Origin of the sequence: Pseudomonas sp. CCC3.1 (genome assembly GCF_034347405.1) — a bacterium.
In the GTDB taxonomy this organism is placed as follows: domain Bacteria; phylum Pseudomonadota; class Gammaproteobacteria; order Pseudomonadales; family Pseudomonadaceae; genus Aquipseudomonas.
The window spans coordinates 3003986-3022509 of record NZ_CP133778.1 but is presented as its reverse complement, the minus strand read 5'-3'; the positions used below and the strand labels follow the sequence as shown (position 1 = coordinate 3022509).

The following is an 18524-nucleotide window of genomic DNA, read 5'->3' as shown; positions in this document are numbered from 1 at the left end:
GGGATCTTTTCCTACGCGGATTTGTCAGAAATCTACACTAAGATGGCCAGTGTATTAACCTCATGCAGTGTCAGAGTGCAATTGGCCAGATGTTCAACTCACAAGGCGACTATTTTTTGAAAAGCAGTGAACGTCCGCAGTCGAGTCCCTCCAGCTCTGAAATTGATCTGTTAGATCTGTTCCACTCCTTTTGGCAACAAAAAAAGCTGATCGCTGGAACCATGGCGGTCGCAGGCGCCATTGCCTTGGGCTACGTGTTGATCAAGCAACCCATCTACCAAGCCAGCACGGTATTGCGTCCCGCAGAGATTAATGAGTTGGATGCACTGAACCGCTCTGAGGTTTACAAGCTGCCGCCAGCAGAGGCTTTGCTGAAAGTGGGGGCCGCGCTCGATTCTTATGGGATTCGACTCGATTTCTTTCGCAGCCATCAAGAATTGTTTAAGCCGTTGGAAAGAAGTGGTCTGTCACCAGAGCAAAGCTTTGAGGTGTTTAACCGCGACGCGATCAACTTGACGCAAATCGACCTAAAAAAACCGGAGGCTTTAAGTCCGTCTCTCACGTTAGAACTGACCTACCCGAGCTCAGTTAACGGCGTCGAGATCATCAATGGTTTTGTTGATTATGTGATCAACAACCAGCGCGAACAGATCAGCTCTGACCTCAAGGTCATCATTAATAATCGTCAGAAAGAGCTCAAAGAAAAAATCAATGCCGCGCGTCTGGGTTATCAGTCAGACAAAGAGGCTAAAATTGCAGCGTTGGTAGAAGCCGACGCTTTGCAGCGCGTCACGTTGACGGATGAGTTACAGGCGTTGCGCCTGCAACTCAAGGCTGCGCGAGAGGCGCGTATTGATGAGCTTAACGAAGCGATCACCATTGCGAGTTCATTGGGCATCACCCGTCCGACAACACCCTCTGCAATGGGCGATGACCGTACCGGGTCTAATCGCGTCATTCGCACCGAAATAACCTCGCAAGATGCGCCGTTGTACTTTTTGGGTACTCAGGCCCTTCAAGCCGAACGTGCGGTGCTGCTAGCGCGGACTTCTGACGACTTTACCGATAAAAGGGTTCAGGCGATCAATAAAAAGCTCAAACTGCTTGAGGTCAATCGCCAGGTCGAAATGCTCGGTAAGCGCTCAAACGAAGACGTCTATCTCAAGAACATCGAGCCCTTGCGTGCAGAAATAGTGCGTCTGGGCAATCTGGACACCGACATGAGACACCTGGGGCTGGTCAGTATCGATCGCATGGCCCAGCCCCCAATCAGTCCGATCAAGCCCAAAAAGACCCTGACAGTGGTGCTGGGCTTGTTCTTGGGCGGCTTGCTGGGGCTGGGCATTGCCACCGTGCGTTACTTTAACAGTCGACGCCGTGAAATCGTTCAGGCCAAGCGCTCAAGCTAAAACAGCGACTGATTTGATCTGCAGCCAGATGATTTGTCCGGGCTGCAGAGCTAGCTGGTCACATGAATAGCGGGTGATTCGGGCCAGCAAGGCTGTACCGGCGATGTCGAAGCGCACCAGTACGTGGGCTTGATTATCGGCCGCTGTTTCACCGATCACAGTGGCCTGCAAGCTGTTGAGAATGCTGCTGTGCTCGTTGCGGTTAAGGCTCAGGCTGATGTCGCGGGCCTGTACTTTCACGCGCAAGGTTTTGCCGATGGTCAACGGCGCATGGGCAACCCTTATGCGTTGAGCGCTGCGCGGCAGTTGCAGGGTCAGCAACTGGTAATGCGCATCGTAGTCACAGACTTCGCCTTCGATCACCACGCCCGCATCGTCACCTTGCGACAGCGGCAAGTCCAGCCGGGCCAAGGTTTCGCCGGTGGGGCCGCTCGCCAGCACCTTACCTTCGCTGAGCAGCACAATATGGTCGGCCAAGCGTGCCACTTCATCGTGTGAATGGCTGACATACAACACCGGAATATCGAGTTCTGCGTGCAGACGCTCCAGATACGGCAGGATTTCAGCCTTTCGCTGACTGTCCAGTGCGGCCAAGGGTTCATCCATCAGCAATAGTTTCGGGCTGGTCAGCAAGGCGCGGGCGATTCCGACCCGCTGGCGTTCACCGCCTGACAAGTGATCAGGCGCGCGCTCCATCAGATGAGTAATGCCGAGCAAGTCAGCGGCGTGCGCGAGCTCAACACGTCGTTGTTGACGCGGGATACGCCGCAGCCCGAACTCAAGGTTGGCGCGCACCGAGAGGTGAGGGAACAGGCTCGCCTCTTGGAAGATGTAACCCAGTGAGCGCTTGTGAACCGGGACAAACAGATGGTTTTGGCTGTCTTGCCAGACTTCGTCATTGATCTGCACGAATGCCTGACTGGCGCGTTCCAGGCCCGCAATGCAGCGCAAACAGGTGGTTTTGCCTGAGCCTGAATGGCCAAACAGCGCGGTCACGCCTTTGCCAGGTAACTGCACGTCCAGGTCCAGTGAAAATCCTGAGTAACTGAGCTGCAGCCGAACAGTGATCTGCGAGCTCATCTTCAACTCCATGTGCTTTGAGATTTACGGCTTGAGTACAGCGCCAACAGTACCAGAAATGAAAACACCACCATTGCACCCGCCAGCCAGTGAGCTTGCGCGTATTCCAGTGCCTCAACGTGATCGTAGATTTGCACCGATACCACGCGTGTTTTTTCCGGAATGTTGCCGCCGATCATCAGCACCACACCAAACTCGCCGACGGTATGGGCAAAGCCCAGAATCGCGGCGGTGATGAAGCCAGGGCGTGCCAGCGGTAGAACCACGGTAAAAAAACAGTCCCACGGATTGGCCCGCAAAGTGGCCGCGACCTCAAGTGGTCTGGGGCCGATGGCAGTGAATGCGTTTTGCAAAGGCTGTACGACAAAGGGCATGGAATAAATCACCGAACCGATCACCAGTCCGGCAAAACTGAAGGTCAGCGTCCCCAAGCCCATGGCCTGGGTCAGTTGGCCGACATAACCATGTGGCCCCATTGCCAGCAGCAGGTAAAAACCAATCACCGTAGGAGGTAGCACCAGCGGCAGCGCCACGATGGCCCCGATGGGGCCGCGCAACCGAGAGCGGGTATGCGCGAGCCACAGGGCTATCGGAGTGCCGACCACAAGCAAAATGGCCGTGGTCAAGGACGCCAGCTTGAAGGTCAGCCAGATGGCGGCAAAGTCAGCACTCGAGAGCGGCATTTACAGCTGATAACCATAGGATTTGATAATGGCGGCCGCCTTTGGCCCTTTGAGGTATTCAACCAGCGCCTTGGCAGCGGGGTTGTTTTCGCCTTTCTTGAGAATCACTGCATCTTGCTTGATCGGATCGTGCAGGGCATCAGGGACGATCCAGGCGGAACCGCTGGTGAGTTTGCCGTCTTTGTAAATTTGCGACAGAGCAACAAAGCCCAGTTCTGCGTTACCCGTGGAGACAAACTGATAGGCCTGAGTGATGTTCTGGCCCTCGACGATCTTGCTTTTGACCTTGTCAGTCAATCCCAGCTTTGCCAGCACTTGGGTGGCTGCCAGGCCGTAAGGCGCCGCTTTGGGGTTGGCGATGGACAGGTGCTTGAACTGGTTTTCCTTCAGAACTTGGTCGGTTTTATTGATGTAGCCGACTTCAGCCGACCACAACGCCAGCGTGCCGATGGCGTAGGTGAAACGAGAACCCGGGACACTGTTGCCTTCCTTTTCGAGCTTTTCGGGCGTGGTGTCATCGGCGGCCAAAAAAACTTCAAACGGGGCGCCGTTTTTAATCTGGGTATAAAACTGGCCAGTGGCACCATAGGCGGCGATCAGCTTGTGCCCGGTGTCTTTTTCAAAGTCGCTGGCGATCGCCTGAATCGGCGCAGTGAAGTTGGCTGCCACGGCCACCTGCACGTCATCAGCCTGAGCCGCTGTAAAAGCAAAGCATCCGATCAGTGCTGCGAGCGCGGAAGGGGCAAAGTGTCGAGCGCGAAGATTCATGGCATAACTCCATTTCCATTAGAGGCGAGGGCTGGCCCGTCTTTATTGATTCACTGTTGTTCGGGCGCCAGGGTCTGTACGAAATGTTTTCGAGCGAAGGTTAGGCAAGGCGAAAACAGGCGAGGAAGCGGAGTTTACGGGCTGCAAATGAGCATTCCGAGCCTGTTTTCAACGCTGCATAACCGAGCGCAGATACTTGTCGTACAGAGCCTAGGAAGATAATCGGTATATAAAAAAATATACAGCCCTTTGCCTCAACCGGCCTTGCGCAAGGTGATGTTGATGCGTTGCTCGCCCAGCACGGGATGTTGTCCAGGTTTTATCGGGAGTACGCCATGGAAGCGCAAGCGATCAACGCCGCCCCATACCACGACATCGCCATGAAACAGAGAAATACGCTGTGTCGGGTCACTGCGCTCAAAACCGCCAAATTGGAAAATGGCGGGCAGGCCCAGCGAAATAGAGACGATAGGAGCGTCGTAATTGCGTTCGTTTTTATCCTGATGCAACGACATTTTTGCGCCGGCAGCATAGGTATTGATCAGCCCTGCATCCGGTACGAACCCGTTGAAGCCTGCAGCGCTGGCGGCCGCTTCGGCTAATGCCAGAAAAGCGGCCGGCATGCGTGGCCAAGGCGTGGTGCTCAATGGATCAAGGGGGCTGTAACGGTAGCCGTTGCTGTCAGAGGTCCAGCCCAAATCACCGCAACTACTTAAACGCGCCGACATGGTGAAGCCGCCGGGTGTCTGCATGTGCCGAAAGGGTGACTGGATCAAAATGGCGTCCAGGGCGGCTAACAGCGCCCCGGCCCAAGGCAGGGCAAACCCGCGAAGCACAAACGTCTGGGGGCAGATGCGTTCGGCCCGGGCGGGTTGTTGCAGGTCTTCTTCGCCAAACAGATCGAGCGTCATGGAGGCTTAGAGCGCTTTGCTGACCTTGATGTCGGTGATGACCTCATTCTCAGCATGCAGCTTTGCCAGCGCCGCGCGGGCTTCTTCTACGGAGCTGGTCTGCAGTTGGGCAAACTCAAAGCGCCGCTCGCCGTCGAGCTTGTAATTGATGACGTATTTGGTGGTATTGCCTGTAGTGTTCACAATAATTCCTGTCTGTGAGAGGTCGCAGGCGTCAGTTTCAGCGCAGTTTCGAGCTTGAACGACGCACGATCTTGATGGTCGGCTTGAAGGATGGCTTGCGGGTCACGCTGATGGCGCGCGTGGTCACGGTATCGATGGTGATATTCCAGAAACCGGTGCTTGGTGCCGTGATGCGGGCCGGGAAATCTTTGAATGCGCCACCGTGGTAGGAGTGACGGCCGCCGTTTTTGAAGCTGCGAAAGTGTGCATCGCTCATCAGGCGGATGTTGCAGGGCTGGGAGCATTCGATAACGACAATGTCGTCTTCGTTAAGGTGCTCGCGCTGGTGGATAAACTTCATGGGTGCTCCAAAAGGGGGGCTTTTGCCAAAAAATCAGCAAGATAGCAGGTGCTTGGCCGGTTATTATGCCGTCATGAAGGTGAGTCTGACGCAAAAGGCAGATAATTCGCCACAATTGAATATTTATTCCCTCTGATCGGGGAGAAATCTTGGAGATCTACTGTCGTAGGATCTTTAGCGGAGGAATTGTATGAAGTGGGGCGTTTTGGTGGCGATGCTGGTTTTGGGCGGTTGTGCTTCAGTGACAGACATTGAAAAGACCCTGCCGACCCTGAGTGTCATCTCGGGCAAGAAGCCTGATGTCTACGCGCAATGCTTGGTTGCGCAACTGTCCAAGACTCGAAAAGCACCACAGATTGAGCCGCATAAAGATGGCTTGAGGATTATCGTCCCGCAGAAATTGACCTCCAATCCCACGGCGGTCATTGATATTGAAGAGCGCTCCGGTGGCAGCAGCATCAAGGTTTTTGAAAGCATGTCCAATGTGCCTGTTCGCCCGGGCGACATTCGCAAGGCCGCAACACACTGTATTTCAGGTGAATAGCGCAACGGCTTGATCGTCCCGCGCCACCTGCTGCTGACTACAACGTTAAGCGTGGCGCGCTGGTGTACAAAGATCAGTGCGCGATTTGCCATGGCGACAATGGCCAGCGGCAAAAGGTGGGGATGGATTACGTGATGCCGCCATTGTGGGGCAAAGAGTCTTACAACTGGGGCTGGCATGCACAGCATTAATACCGCCACCTCATTTATCAAACACAACATGCCGCTGGGCCAAGCCAACAGTTTGACCGATGAGCAAGCGTGGGATGTTGCTTCGTACATCAATACCCATGAGCGGCCGCAGGCCCCGCGTCTGATTGATGGCTCAATTGAGAAACCCCGGCTCAAGTTTCATGCCAATGATGGTGTAAATGCATACGGGCATACCATCGATGGCGTGTTGATAGGGGTGGGTACCCCTTAAACAGGGTTTGCAGGAGCGAGCTTGCTATTCAGATCGCGCAGTTCGCTCCTGCAGTTGTAAGAGGCCAGAATTACTTGCAGACCACGGTAATGGCTCTGCTGTTGAAGTTTCCAACATCAACGCCCAGCGTCTTGTCCCGATCCATCACCGCAGGTGAGCCATCGGATCCTACGATGGTGTACCCCGTTCCGGCACAAGAAGCGTCGGCCTTCTCGTAGCATTTACCCCATGACATGGCTTCGCCAGAACAGTCTATGCTCAGTCCCTGCTGGCCATCGGCCAAGTAAGTATTGGACGCTGTGGCACAGCCACCCAGCGCCAGAAGTGCAAGCAAAGCCAAGTATTTGTTCATGCGGGCAGTCTTCGCGAAGTTGAGAATCAGGATTTACTGTTGCGACGGCGTGCGGGTGGTTCAGGTTGATCCTGAAAAACCGAAGCCACCTCAATCACGGTTTGTTCTGAGGTGAAAGGGCCGGCCACTTTTTCTTCTGATGAGTCGACAATCCACCATTCGCCTGGGCTGACATTTTTTATCAGATAACCGTTGGTACTGTTTGTGGCTGACATCGAAAGTGAAACCTTAGTAATTGAAAAACGGCGGCAATAATAACGCCAATCAAGGTCTTTAGGCTCGTGATATGGCAGTTTGCCTCAACTCTTGCAGAAGACCGGCGGACGCATTAATAGGTTCATTTGAGTCATCAGGTATTTGAAAAGTACGCAATTAATGAACTTGTTGGCTAAAAATTTATCTAGGTTGGCATCAGTTTGCTATCCGGGGCATTGTAAGCTCGATGCCGCCTGATTAGACTGCGCCAAAATTCGAACGTACAGCCCTTTTAAGGACTCATATGATCAAGAAATGTTTGTTCCCAGCAGCCGGTTACGGCACTCGCTTTTTGCCAGCGACCAAGGCCATGCCCAAAGAAATGCTGCCGGTGGTAAACAAGCCACTGATCCAGTACGGCGTTGAAGAAGCACTGGATGCTGGCTTGACCGAAATTTCCATCGTTACCGGACGCGGCAAGCGCGCACTGGAAGACCATTTCGACATCAGCTATGAGCTGGAAAACCAGATCAAAGGCACAGACAAGGAAAAGTATCTGGTCGGTATTCGTCGCCTGCTGGATCAGTGTTCGTTCTCGTACACTCGTCAAACCGAAATGAAAGGCCTGGGCCACGCCATTCTGACTGGCCGCCCGCTGATCGGCGACGAGCCGTTTGCTGTAGTCCTGGCAGACGACCTGTGCGTCAACCTGGAAGGCGACGGCGTGCTGATGCAAATGGTCAAACTGTACAAGCAGTACCGTTGCACCATCATCGCCATCCAGGAAGTTGACCCACTAGAAACCAACAAGTACGGCGTCATCGCTGGCGACCTGATTGGTGACGACCTGTACCGCGTGCGCAACATGGTTGAGAAGCCAGCACCGGAAGATGCGCCTTCGAACCTGGCGATCATTGGTCGCTACATCCTGACCCCGGACATCTTCGACTTGATCAAACAGACCGAGCCGGGCAAAGGTGGCGAGATCCAGATCACTGACGCACTGATGAAGCAAGCTCAGAACGGCTGCGTGATTGCCTACAAATTCAAAGGCCAGCGCTTTGACTGCGGCGGCGCTGAAGGCTACATCGAAGCCACCAACTTCTGCTTCGAAAACTTCTACAAAACCGGCAAGGCTTACTGATACAGCCGGTCTGTAAAACGTTTCAAGACAAAGCCACCTTCGGGTGGCTTTTTCGTTTTTTTGCCTTCAGCAAACGCTCAGCGCTGGTCAATCGCGCTGGAGCGATTATGCTGTTGGCCTGCCTAGGAGAGAGAAATGGCCTACGAATTTGATTTGTTTGTGATTGGTGCGGGCTCGGGTGGCGTGCGTGCTGCACGCTTTGCTGCGGGTTTTGGTGCCAAGGTCGCGGTGGCTGAAAGCCGTTACTTGGGCGGTACCTGCGTCAACGTCGGTTGTGTGCCTAAAAAGCTGCTGGTGTATGGCGCGCACTTTGCCGAAGACTTCGAGCAAGCGTCGGGTTTTGGCTGGAGCCTGGGTGAAGCGAACTTTGATTGGGCGACCCTGATCGCTAACAAAGACCGCGAGATTAATCGCCTGAACGGCATCTACCGCAATCTGCTGGTAAACAGCGGCGTGACGCTGATCGAAGGTCACGCCAAGCTGACCGGGCCCAACGAAGTTGAAATCAATGGTCAGCGCCACACGGCCAAACACATCTTGATCGCCACGGGCGGCTGGCCGCAGATCCCTGAGATCCCGGGCCACGAGCACGCGATCAGTTCCAACGAAGCGTTCTTCCTCAAAGAGCTGCCAAAACGCGTACTGGTTGTGGGGGGTGGCTATATCGCCGTGGAGTTCGCCGGTATTTTCCACGGCTTGGGCGCTGAAACGTCCCTGCTGTATCGCGGTGATATGTTCTTGCGTGGCTTCGATGGCGCGGTGCGCAAGCATTTGCACGAGGAACTGACCAAGCGCGGCATGGACGTGCAGTTCAATGCCGACATTGCGCGGATCGACAAACAGGCCGATGGCAGTTTGAAAGCCACGCTCAAGGATGGTCGCGAGCTGATTGCCGACTGCGTGTTCTACGCCACAGGTCGTCGCCCGATGCTCGACAACCTGGGGCTGGAAAACACCGGCGTCAAACTCGACAAGCGTGGTTTTGTTGAAGTAGATGATCTGTACCAGAGCGCCGAGCCGTCGATTCTGGCGATTGGCGACGTGATTGGTCGTGTGCAACTGACGCCGGTGGCCTTGGCCGAAGGCATGGCCGTTGCGCGTCGGCTGTTCAAGCCTGAGCAGTATCGCCCGGTCGACTACCGCATGATCCCGACGGCGGTGTTCAGCTTGCCGAACATCGGTACGGTCGGATTAAGCGAAGAGCAGGCGATTGAAGATGGGCACACCGTGCAGATTTTCGAAAGCAGCTTCCGCCCGATGAAATTGACGCTCACGGAGTGTCAGGAACGCACGCTGATGAAGCTGGTGGTAGATGCCGACACCGACAAAGTGCTGGGCTGCCACATGGTCGGTCCGGAGGCGGGAGAAATCGTGCAGGGGTTGGCAATTGCCTTGAAAGCAGGCGCAACCAAACAGCATTTTGACGAAACCATTGGCGTACACCCAACGGCGGCAGAAGAGTTCGTCACTATGCGCACCCCGTCAAAATCCTAAATCCCTTTGTAGGAGCGAGCTTGCCTCGCGATCTTTTAAACAATCAAAAGATCGCGAGACAAGCTCGCTCCTACAGGGTTTTTACTCAGTTGTCGTAACCCAAGTTGGGTGCCAACCAGCGCTCTGTCACGCTCAGCTCTTGGCCTTTGCGCGCTGTATAGCTGTCGATCTGGTCCTTGTCGACCTTGCCTACGGCAAAGTACTGCGCTTGTGGATGCGCGAAATACCAGCCGCTCACAGCGGCTGCCGGGAACATGGCATAGCTTTCCGTCAGGAACACGCCGCTTTTGCCCGCTCGCATTTCTTCGGCTTCAGGGTCGAGCAATTTGAACAGCGTTGCCTTCTCGGTATGGTCTGGGCAGGCCGGATAGCCAGGAGCAGGGCGGATACCGCTGTATTGCTCTTTGATCAGGTCCTCGTTGCTCAGGTGTTCGTCCTTGGCATAACCCCAGTAGTTGGTGCGCACTTGTTGGTGCAGCCACTCGGCACAGGCCTCGGCCAGGCGGTCAGCCAGCGCCTTGACCATGATCGAATTGTAGTCGTCGCCCGCATCCTGATAAGCCTTGGCCACTTCTTCAGCGCCGATACCGGCGGTGGTGATGAAGCCACCCACGTAGTCGGTTACACCGCTGTCTTTTGGCGCAACAAAGTCGGCCAGTGAGAAGTTGGGCTTGCCGTCGGTCTTGATGATTTGCTGGCGCAAGTGATGCAGTCGGGCCAACGGCTTGCCGTCGTCACCGTACAGTTCCAGATCATCATCGTTCACTTGGTTGCTCGGCCAGAAGCCGAAGACCGCCCGTGCACTGATGAGCTTTTCATCGATCAGTTTTTTGAGCATTTCCTGTGCGTCGGCGTACAGCGCGGTTGCGGCTTCGCCTACTACCTCGTCGGACAAAATGCGCGGAAACTTGCCGGCCAAATCCCACGAGATAAAGAACGGCGTCCAGTCGATGTACTCGGCCAATACCTTGAGGTCAATGTTGTCCAGCACCTTGGTCCCGGTAAACGTCGGTTTGACCGGCTGGTAGCTGGCCCAGTCGAACTGCGGTTTTTTGGCAATCGCTGCGGCGTAGCTCAAGCGCTCGGTACGCGCACTGCGGTTGGCGGTGCGTTCGCGAACCTCGACGTATTCCAGACGGGTTTTCTCGACAAACCCGGCTTTCAGTTCCTTGGACAGCAACTGCGTAGCCACGCCCACGGCGCGTGAGGCGTCGGTGACGTAGATCACGGCATCATTCTGATACTTGGGCTCGATCTTGACCGCCGTGTGCGCCTTGGAGGTTGTGGCACCGCCGATCATCAATGGCAGGTGGAAGTCCTGACGCTGCATTTCACGGGCCACGTGAACCATTTCATCCAGCGACGGGGTAATCAGGCCGGAAAGGCCGATGATGTCGCACTTCTGTTCTTTGGCCACTTGCAGAATCTTCTCGGCAGGCACCATCACGCCCAGGTCGACGATGTCATAACCGTTACAGCCCAGCACCACGCCCACAATGTTCTTACCGATGTCGTGAACGTCGCCTTTGACAGTAGCCATCAGGATCTTGCCCTTGGCCTCTGGTTTATCGCCTTTTTCCAGCTCGATAAACGGAATCAAGTGCGCCACAGCCTGTTTCATCACGCGGGCGGACTTGACCACTTGTGGCAAGAACATTTTGCCTGCGCCAAACAAGTCGCCAACGATGTTCATGCCGGACATCAGCGGGCCTTCGATCACTTCGATCGGGCGGCTGAACGAGAGGCGCGACTCTTCAGTGTCTTCAACGATGTGGGTGGTTATGCCTTTGACCAGCGCGTGTTCAAGGCGCTTGTTCACTTCCCAGCCACGCCATTCTTCGGTCTCGGCTTCCTTGACGCTGCCATCACCCTTGTACTTGTCGGCAATCGCCAGCAGGTTGTCGGTGGCGTCAGGCGTGCGGTTGAGCACCACATCTTCGACGGCATCACGCAGTTCGGTCGGGATCTGGTCGTAGATCTCCAACTGCCCGGCGTTAACGATGCCCATGGTCAGGCCGTTACGGATGGCGTACAGCAGGAACACGGAGTGAATGGCCTCACGCACCGGGTTGTTGCCACGGAACGAGAACGACACGTTGGACACGCCACCGGAGGTCAGGGCATACGGCAGCTCATCGCGGATGTAAGCGCAGGCGTTGATGAAGTCCACAGCATAATTGTTGTGTTCTTCAATGCCGGTGGCCACGGCGAAGATGTTCGGGTCGAAGATGATGTCTTGCGGCGGGAAGCCGACTTCATTGACCAAAATGTCGTAGGAGCGTTTGCAGATTTCTTTTTTACGCGCCTCGGTATCGGCCTGGCCGGCTTCGTCGAAGGCCATCACCACGACCGCCGCACCATAACGCTTGCACAGCTTGGCGTGATGAATGAACTGCTCGACGCCTTCTTTCATGCTGATCGAGTTAACGATGCCCTTGCCCTGGATGCACTTGAGGCCAGCTTCGATCACGTCCCATTTCGAGGAGTCGATCATGATCGGCACGCGCGAGATGTCCGGTTCACCGGCAATCAGGTTGAGGAAGGTGACCATCGCCTTCTTCGAGTCCAGCATGCCTTCGTCCATGTTGATGTCGATGATTTGCGCACCGGCTTCAACTTGTTGCAGGGCCACTTCCAGGGCTTCGGTGTAGTTGTCTTCGCGGATCAGGCGGGCGAAGCGGGCCGAACCGGTGATGTTGGTTCGTTCGCCGACGTTCACGAACAATGAGCTGCGATCGATGGTAAACGGCTCAAGGCCCGACAAGCGGCAAGCCTTTGGAATGTCCGGGATCTGGCGCGGCGCATAAGGCGCAACGGCCTGGGCAATGGCGTAGATGTGATCCGGGGTGGTGCCGCAGCAGCCGCCGACAATGTTGAGGAAGCCGCTTTGAGCGAACTCTTCAATCACCTTGGCTGTTTGGGAAGGCAGTTCGTCGTACTCACCAAATTCGTTAGGCAAGCCAGCGTTGGGGTGAGCAGAAACAAACGTGTCGGCCTTGTTCGACAGCTCTTCGAGGTACGGGCGCAATTCACTGGCACCGAGCGCGCAGTTCAGGCCGACCGAAATCGGTTTGGCGTGGCTCACGGAGTTCCAGAACGCTTCGGTGGTCTGGCCCGACAGGGTGCGGCCGGAGGCGTCGGTGATGGTGCCGGAAATCATGATCGGCAACTCAACGCCCAGCTCTTCGAACACGCCTTGTACGGCAAAGATTGCGGCTTTGGCGTTCAACGTATCGAAGATGGTCTCGATCAGAATCAGGTCAGCACCGCCTTCGATCAGGCCTTTGGTGGCTTCAGTGTAGTTCTCAACCAGCTCATCGAAGGTAACGTTGCGGTAGCCGGGGTTGTTTACGTCCGGCGACAGCGAGCAGGTGCGACTGGTAGGGCCAAGCACGCCCGCCACAAAGCGAGGTTTTTCCGGTGTTTCGAGGGTCTTGGCGTCAGCCACCTTGCGCGCCAGACGAGCGCCTTCTACGTTTAATTCGTAGGCAAGGGCCTGCATGCCGTAGTCAGCTTGTGAAACTTGGGTGGCGTTGAAGGTGTTGGTTTCAAGAATGTCGGCGCCGGCATCCAGGTAGGCTTTTTCAATCGAGCCAATCACGTCCGGACGGGTGAGGATCAAAAGGTCGTTGTTGCCTTTGACGTCGCTCGGCCAGTCAGCAAAGCGTGTGCCACGATAGTCGTGTTCCTCCAGACGGTAGCTTTGGATCATAGTACCCATGCCGCCATCGAGAATCAGAATGCGCTCTTTGAGGGCTTGCTGAAGTGCTTGGATACGAGCGCTGCGGTCAGACATAGGACTACCTGTTAAAGCCATGCAAAAGATGTCAGATCATAACAAACCTGCGCCGGATTTGAGCGTTGGAAGATTTGCATGAATTTCGCTCATGTTTAAGGGCGTGTAGCGCAGGTAGAATCTCGACATGTTTAATATCAGGACAATGGCACATGTTTTTTCGCCTACTCACCGGCGCCGTGACGCTGGTGATGTGCAGTACAGCGCTGGGACAAACCCCGCTCGCCAGTCCGGCTATCTCTCCCACTGTTTCTTATGTGCGAGACATTCAGCCGATCCTTACCGAAAAATGCGTAGCCTGCCATGCCTGCAACGACGCCGCTTGCCAGCTCAACCTGGGGAGCGCAGAGGGCGCGACCCGCGGTGCCAGCAAAGTGCCTGTTTATAAAGGTGATCGCACTTCTCCCGTTGCGCCGACGCGGATTTTCTACGATGCCAGTGGCCCGGATGAATGGCGCCGCAAAGGCTTTTACTCGGTGCTCGACGCGCAAGGTGCGCAAGCAGCTCTGATGGCGCGGATGCTTGAACTGGGCCATAACACGCCACTGACGCCCAATGCCAAGTTGCCTGAAGAAATCGTCCTGGGGCTCAATAGAGAGAACTCATGCCCGGCGCCGGGTGAGTTCGATGCCTACGCACAAAAGCACCCCAAGGAAGGCATGCCCCTGGCCGTGACTGGCCTCACCGACAAGCAATACCAAACCGTGCAGACTTGGCTCAAACAAGGTGCCCCGGTTGACCAGAACGCCATCAAACCCAGCGCAGGCGAAGCCGCGCAGATTGCTGAATGGGAAGCGCTGCTCAATCGTCCGGGCTCAACAGAGGCTTTGGTTGGGCGCTGGCTGTTCGAACACTTGTTTCTCGCCCACACCTATTTTGACAACGGTGTCCCAGGGCATTTCTTTCAGTGGGTACGTTCTCGTACACCGAGCGGTCAGCCGATTGACCTGATCGCCACCCGCCGTCCAAATGATGATCCGGGCACCACGTTCTATTACCGGCTGATGCCGGTGCAAGGCGTGATCGTGCATAAAACCCACATCACTTACCCGATGGGCAAGCAAAAGCTCGAGCGAGTCAAACAGTTGTTCTATAGCGGCAACTGGCATGCCGCTTCGCTTCCGGGTTACGGGCCGCGCAGCCGCGCCAACCCGTTTGAAACGTTTGAAGCGATCCCGGCCGTGGCGCGCTACCAGTTCATGCTCGATAACGCCGAATATTTTGTGCGCACGTTTATTCGCGGACCGGTGTGCCGCGGGCAAATCGCCACGGACGTGATTCGAGACAACTTCTGGGCCATGTTCCAGGAACCTGCGCATGATCGCTATATCACTGATGCCGCTTATCGAGGCGAGGCAACGCCGCTACTGGCAATGCCGGGGCAGATTGATGACGTCGGCAGCATTCTCTCGCTGTGGCACAGCTTCCGTGACAAGCGCAATGAATACGCGAAACTGCGTCAGGACACCTACGCCGATATGCCGCCACCTGGCTGGGCCACTCTGTGGGCGGGCAATGACAACGCGTTGCTGACGATCTTCCGGCACTTTGACAGCGCCAGCGTGACCAAAGGCTTGATCGGCGAAGTACCGCAGACGATGTGGCTGTTCGACTTCCCGTTGCTGGAACGTACCTACTATCAGTTGGCGGTCAATTTTGATGTGTTCGGCAACGTCTCGCATCAGGCCCAGACGCGTTTGTATTTTGACTTGATCCGCAACGGCGCTGAGGTCAACTTTTTGCGCCTGATGCCGGCAGATTCGCGTGCCAGCATCCTCAGCGACTGGTACCAAAACAGCGGCAAGCTGAAAATGTGGCTGGACTACCAGAAAATCGACACCAGCACGCCCACCGGGATGATCCTCGATCCGGCTGATCCCAAGCGCGACTTTGCACTCAAGTTGATCGAGCGGGCTGGCACCCTGAATGCGAACCCGGATCCGATCAACCGCTGTACCGGTGCTTATTGTTCGCGGCCACATATTGCTCAGGCGTTCCAGTTTGCCGAGCAAGCGCTGAGCCGCCTGGCGTCGCGTCCGGCAGCAGGTCTGGCAGTCATCAATCAATTGCCTGAAGCGACGATGCTGCGCATTGAAGGCACTGACGGCCAGCGCGAGATGTACAGCATGTTGCGCAACCGTGCCCACAGCAACGTGGCCTTTATGCTCGGTGAAGCCTACCGCCTGCAACCCGGGCTGGATACGCTGACTATCTTCCCGGGCGTGCTCAGCAGTTATCCGAACTTTATGTTCAACATTCCGGCAGATCAGGTCGAGGCGTTTGTCGAGGCGATGGAGCAATGCAAGGATCAACAAGCCTTTGATGCCATTGTCGAGCGCTGGGGTGTTCGGCGCAGCAACCCTCATTTTTGGCAGTACTTCCATGACATCGGCCAGTACATTAGCGAAACCGACCCGGTTGAAGCGGGCGTGCTGGACATGAACCGCTACGAAAACCTGTAGTCGGTCCGGGAATTTTGAATAAGAAAGGGCAGGTTTCCTGACAAAAATACTAGGACTTTGTCAGGCGCGCCGATTGGCGTAAACTGCCCCACATGTCTGCGAGGAGATTCCATGAGCGCCATAACCATTACCGACGCCGCCCACGATTACCTGGCTGATCTGCTATCCAAGCAGAACACGCCGGGCATCGGCATCCGCGTCTTTATCACCCAGCCCGGCACCCAGTACGCTGAAACCTGCATAGCCTACTGCAAGCCGAATGAAGTGAAACCTGAAGATACCGCCATCGGCCTTAAAAGCTTTACGGCGTGGATCGATTCGTTCAGCGAAGCGTTCCTGGAAGATGCGGTGGTGGATTACGCCACTGATCGCATGGGTGGTCAGTTGACCATCAAGGCGCCCAACGCCAAAGTGCCGATGGTCAATGCGGATAGCCCGATCAACGAGCGCATCAACTACTACCTGCAAACCGAAATCAATCCGGGTTTGGCCAGCCACGGCGGTCAGGTCAGCCTGATCGAAGTGGTTGAAGACGGCATCGCCGTGCTCAAGTTCGGTGGTGGTTGTCAGGGCTGTGGCCAGGCCGACGTGACCCTGCGCGAAGGCATCGAGCGCACGCTGCTGGAGCGCGTGCCCGAGCTCAAGGGCGTACGTGACGTGACCGACCACTCGCAGAAAGAAAACGCCTACTACTGAGTCATCAGTAACAGGGTGTTCACTGCGCAGTGAATGAAAAAACGGTGCCCCGTGAGCACCGTTTTTTTATGCCTGCACTTTGTAGGAGCGAGCTTGCCTCGCGATCTTTTGATCTTTTAAAGGGCCCATCCCTACAGTGCGGGCGGGCTCAAGGCCGATACAAATGCGCATGCCCGGCGCGATACAGCGACGAATCCGAAAAAGTGTCACTGGCCAGCACCCGACCCACCAGAATCAGCGCCGTGCGCTTGAAACCCTTGGCCTGAACTTTTTCCAGAATGTCCTCCAGCGTGCCTTGCACCCAATCCTGATCCGGCCAACTGGCACGATGGATCACTGCAATCGGGCAATCGCTGCCGTAATGCGGGGTGAGCTCGCGAATGATGTTTTCAAGGTTTTTAACCCCGAGGTGAATCGCCATGGTCGCTTTGTGCTGCGCCAGACTGGTCAGTTCTTCACCCGCAGGCATCGCCGTTTTTTCTGCGTAGCGGGTCAGAATCACTGTTTGCGAGATGTCCGGTAGGGTCAGCTCTGCACCCAAAATGGCTGCGCAGGCGGCGGTGGCTGTGACTCCGGGGATGATTTCAAACGCGATGTTCAGCTCGCGCAAGCAGCGGATTTGTTCGCCAATCGCGCCATACAGGCTCGGATCGCCGGAGTGCACGCGGGCAACGTCCTGGCCTTCTGCGTCAGCGTCTTTGATCAGTTCGATGATTTGTTCAAGGTGCAACTCGGCGCTGTTAATCACCTGCTCGGCACGATGGCCTTGCAGAACCGCTGCGGGAACCAGCGAGCCGGCATAGATAATGACTGGGCAACTGCGGATCAAGCGCTGGCCTTTGACAGTAATCAGCTCTGGATCGCCGGGCCCGGCGCCGATGAAGTAAACAGTCATGGCAGTCTCTGGAAAAGGTCGAAATAGAGCGTCTCTTGAAAAGCGCTCATAGTGAAGCGAGGGATTATCGCGTTATTTACCCGCCGCAAGCCAATGCAAAGGTCGCCACTGACGATTTTTGTCGTGTGATCAGCAGTCGTGCAGGTCCATTACCCAGTTGTTCGGCGAGGGCCAATGCCACACTCTCGGCGACGCCCCAGCAACCCGAGTGCTCAAATGCGATGGCTGAGCGATGGCTGAGACGGGGCTCATAGGCCGCAAGTTCATCGGCGCGAAATACCGCTAACGGGATGCCTAGACTGGCCGCTAACTGAATCAATCCCGGCTCGTTTCGCTTGATATCAAGGCTGGCCACCGCGCGAACATCGCTCAATGCAAGCCCGGCGCTCGCCAGTGAAGGGGTAATCAGAGCCAATAAGTCTTCGCAGCTAGAGCCTTGTCGACAGCCCAAGCCAATCACCAGCAGTGGCGCTGGGTATTGACGTGCAGATTGACGGCAGTCAGGCGCAACGGCGCAGTGGTTGGCGCGAATGGGCATAGCCTTGCCTCTGAATTGACGATGGGCATTTTAAACCCAAGGTCAATTGACGGCTACGGTGGATGGGGCCGGGTCAAGCATGCTGTTCACCTTCTCGCGCAATTGATCAATAGAGAAGGGCTTACCAATAACCGCCATGCCATCAGGAATCACCATGGTATCGGCGTAGCCGCTGGCAAACAGAATGGGCAAATGTTGATGCAGCTCACGGGCTTTTTTCGCCAATTCCTTGCCGTCTATATCTGGCAACCCGACATCGGTCATGAGCAGGTCAATGCGCTGGCTCTTGTCTTCAAGCAGTTCCAGTGCGCGTTCGCTGCCTTCAGCTTCAAGCACGTTGAACTCCAGCTCTTCCAGAACGTCAACGATAAGCATACGAACAATGTCATCGTCTTCGACCACAAGGATGGTGGAGGGTGTTGCGGACATAATCATGCTCTCGCTAAAAATTTAAAACTGCGGCCAGTAACACCTGCGCCAATGGGTAAGGATAGCGTTGCACTACTTTTGTGTGCGTATTTTTGTAAGAAAAATCTTTATTTGATGCAAGAAAATACAACTATTTAGCTGGATTCCTTCAAACTCCACTCATTTATGACGTCCACAGGCCA

Annotated in this window: 18 protein-coding genes and 1 pseudogene; 7 read left to right on the top strand and 12 right to left on the bottom strand. The window is 55.6% G+C overall.

Annotation, left to right across the window (positions count from 1 at the left end):
* Positions 1–62 precede the first annotated feature (62 nt).
* The gene (locus RHM56_RS13255) at positions 63–1409 is read left to right on the top strand and encodes a Wzz/FepE/Etk N-terminal domain-containing protein (RefSeq protein ID WP_322232758.1); all 1347 of its coding nucleotides are present in this window, start codon (positions 63–65) and stop codon (positions 1407–1409) included.
* Here RHM56_RS13255 and modC read toward each other — a convergent pair.
* From modC to RHM56_RS13225, 6 genes are all read right to left on the bottom strand, one after another.
* Positions 1401–2489 carry a molybdenum ABC transporter ATP-binding protein gene (modC, locus tag RHM56_RS13250; protein WP_322232756.1) on the bottom strand — a complete coding sequence of 363 codons (1089 nt, stop codon included), beginning with the start codon at positions 2487–2489 and terminating at the stop codon, positions 1401–1403. The genes RHM56_RS13255 and modC overlap by 9 nt on opposite strands.
* Positions 2490–2491: 2 nt before the next feature.
* Positions 2492–3172 (bottom strand): molybdate ABC transporter permease subunit, encoded by a 681-nt coding sequence (gene modB / locus RHM56_RS13245; RefSeq protein WP_322232754.1) that lies wholly within the window; start codon positions 3170–3172, stop codon positions 2492–2494.
* Positions 3173–3940 carry a molybdate ABC transporter substrate-binding protein gene (modA, locus tag RHM56_RS13240; RefSeq protein ID WP_322232752.1) on the bottom strand — a complete coding sequence of 256 codons (768 nt, stop codon included), beginning with the start codon at positions 3938–3940 and terminating at the stop codon, positions 3173–3175.
* Between the two features lie 254 nt (positions 3941–4194).
* On the bottom strand, positions 4195–4851 hold the full coding sequence (alkB, locus tag RHM56_RS13235; protein ID WP_322232750.1) for a DNA oxidative demethylase AlkB: 657 nt from the start codon (positions 4849–4851) through the stop codon (positions 4195–4197).
* 6 nt (positions 4852–4857) lie between these two features.
* Positions 4858–5034: a hypothetical protein gene (locus RHM56_RS13230; RefSeq protein ID WP_322232748.1), complete on the bottom strand. Its 177-nt coding sequence runs from the start codon at positions 5032–5034 to the stop codon at positions 4858–4860.
* Between the two features lie 37 nt (positions 5035–5071).
* Positions 5072–5374 (bottom strand): DUF1883 domain-containing protein, encoded by a 303-nt coding sequence (locus RHM56_RS13225; protein WP_016780934.1) that lies wholly within the window; start codon positions 5372–5374, stop codon positions 5072–5074.
* Between the two features lie 190 nt (positions 5375–5564).
* Between RHM56_RS13225 and RHM56_RS13220 the strand changes: the two genes are divergently transcribed.
* Positions 5565–5918, top strand: coding sequence for a hypothetical protein (locus RHM56_RS13220; protein WP_322232746.1), 354 nt, complete (start codon positions 5565–5567; stop codon positions 5916–5918).
* A 38-nt stretch (positions 5919–5956) separates the two neighbouring features.
* A pseudogene (locus RHM56_RS13215) lies at positions 5957–6341 on the top strand (c-type cytochrome); the annotation flags it as partial.
* 70 nt (positions 6342–6411) lie between these two features.
* Here the strand turns inward: RHM56_RS13215 and RHM56_RS13210 are convergent.
* Positions 6412–6693, bottom strand: coding sequence for a hypothetical protein (locus tag RHM56_RS13210; protein WP_322232744.1), 282 nt, complete (start codon positions 6691–6693; stop codon positions 6412–6414).
* A 26-nt stretch (positions 6694–6719) separates the two neighbouring features.
* Positions 6720–6908 (bottom strand): hypothetical protein, encoded by a 189-nt coding sequence (locus tag RHM56_RS13205; RefSeq protein WP_322232742.1) that lies wholly within the window; start codon positions 6906–6908, stop codon positions 6720–6722.
* A 284-nt stretch (positions 6909–7192) separates the two neighbouring features.
* Here RHM56_RS13205 and galU point away from each other — a divergent pair, with 284 nt between their 5' ends.
* Both galU and gorA read left to right on the top strand, forming a co-directional pair.
* Positions 7193–8032, top strand: coding sequence for a UTP--glucose-1-phosphate uridylyltransferase GalU (gene galU / locus RHM56_RS13200; protein WP_322232740.1), 840 nt, complete (start codon positions 7193–7195; stop codon positions 8030–8032).
* A gap of 135 nt (positions 8033–8167) precedes the next feature.
* Positions 8168–9526, top strand: a complete 1359-nt coding sequence (gene gorA / locus RHM56_RS13195) for a glutathione-disulfide reductase (RefSeq protein ID WP_322232738.1) — start codon at positions 8168–8170, stop codon at positions 9524–9526.
* An 85-nt stretch (positions 9527–9611) separates the two neighbouring features.
* On the opposite strand, the gene metH is transcribed toward gorA, so the two are convergent.
* Positions 9612–13322 carry a methionine synthase gene (gene metH / locus RHM56_RS13190; protein ID WP_322232736.1) on the bottom strand — a complete coding sequence of 1237 codons (3711 nt, stop codon included), beginning with the start codon at positions 13320–13322 and terminating at the stop codon, positions 9612–9614.
* Between the two features lie 152 nt (positions 13323–13474).
* Between metH and RHM56_RS13185 the strand changes: the two genes are divergently transcribed.
* Together RHM56_RS13185 and nfuA are read left to right on the top strand one after the other, a co-directional pair.
* A complete protein-coding gene (locus RHM56_RS13185) occupies positions 13475–15784 on the top strand; it encodes a fatty acid cis/trans isomerase (RefSeq protein WP_322232735.1) in 2310 nt (769 codons plus the stop codon).
* 111 nt (positions 15785–15895) lie between these two features.
* Entirely contained in the window at positions 15896–16480 is a 585-nt protein-coding gene (nfuA, locus tag RHM56_RS13180) for a Fe-S biogenesis protein NfuA (RefSeq protein WP_019409695.1), read from the top strand.
* Between the two features lie 148 nt (positions 16481–16628).
* Here the strand turns inward: nfuA and cobM are convergent, their stop codons facing one another.
* The 3 genes from cobM to RHM56_RS13165 form a co-directional block, all read right to left on the bottom strand.
* Entirely contained in the window at positions 16629–17375 is a 747-nt protein-coding gene (gene cobM / locus RHM56_RS13175) for a precorrin-4 C(11)-methyltransferase (RefSeq protein WP_322232733.1), read from the bottom strand.
* Positions 17376–17451: 76 nt separating this feature from the next.
* Positions 17452–17913, bottom strand: coding sequence for a cobalamin biosynthesis protein (locus tag RHM56_RS13170; protein WP_322232730.1), 462 nt, complete (start codon positions 17911–17913; stop codon positions 17452–17454).
* A gap of 42 nt (positions 17914–17955) precedes the next feature.
* Positions 17956–18342 carry a response regulator gene (locus RHM56_RS13165; protein WP_322232728.1) on the bottom strand — a complete coding sequence of 129 codons (387 nt, stop codon included), beginning with the start codon at positions 18340–18342 and terminating at the stop codon, positions 17956–17958.
* Positions 18343–18524: the final 182 nt, after the last annotated feature.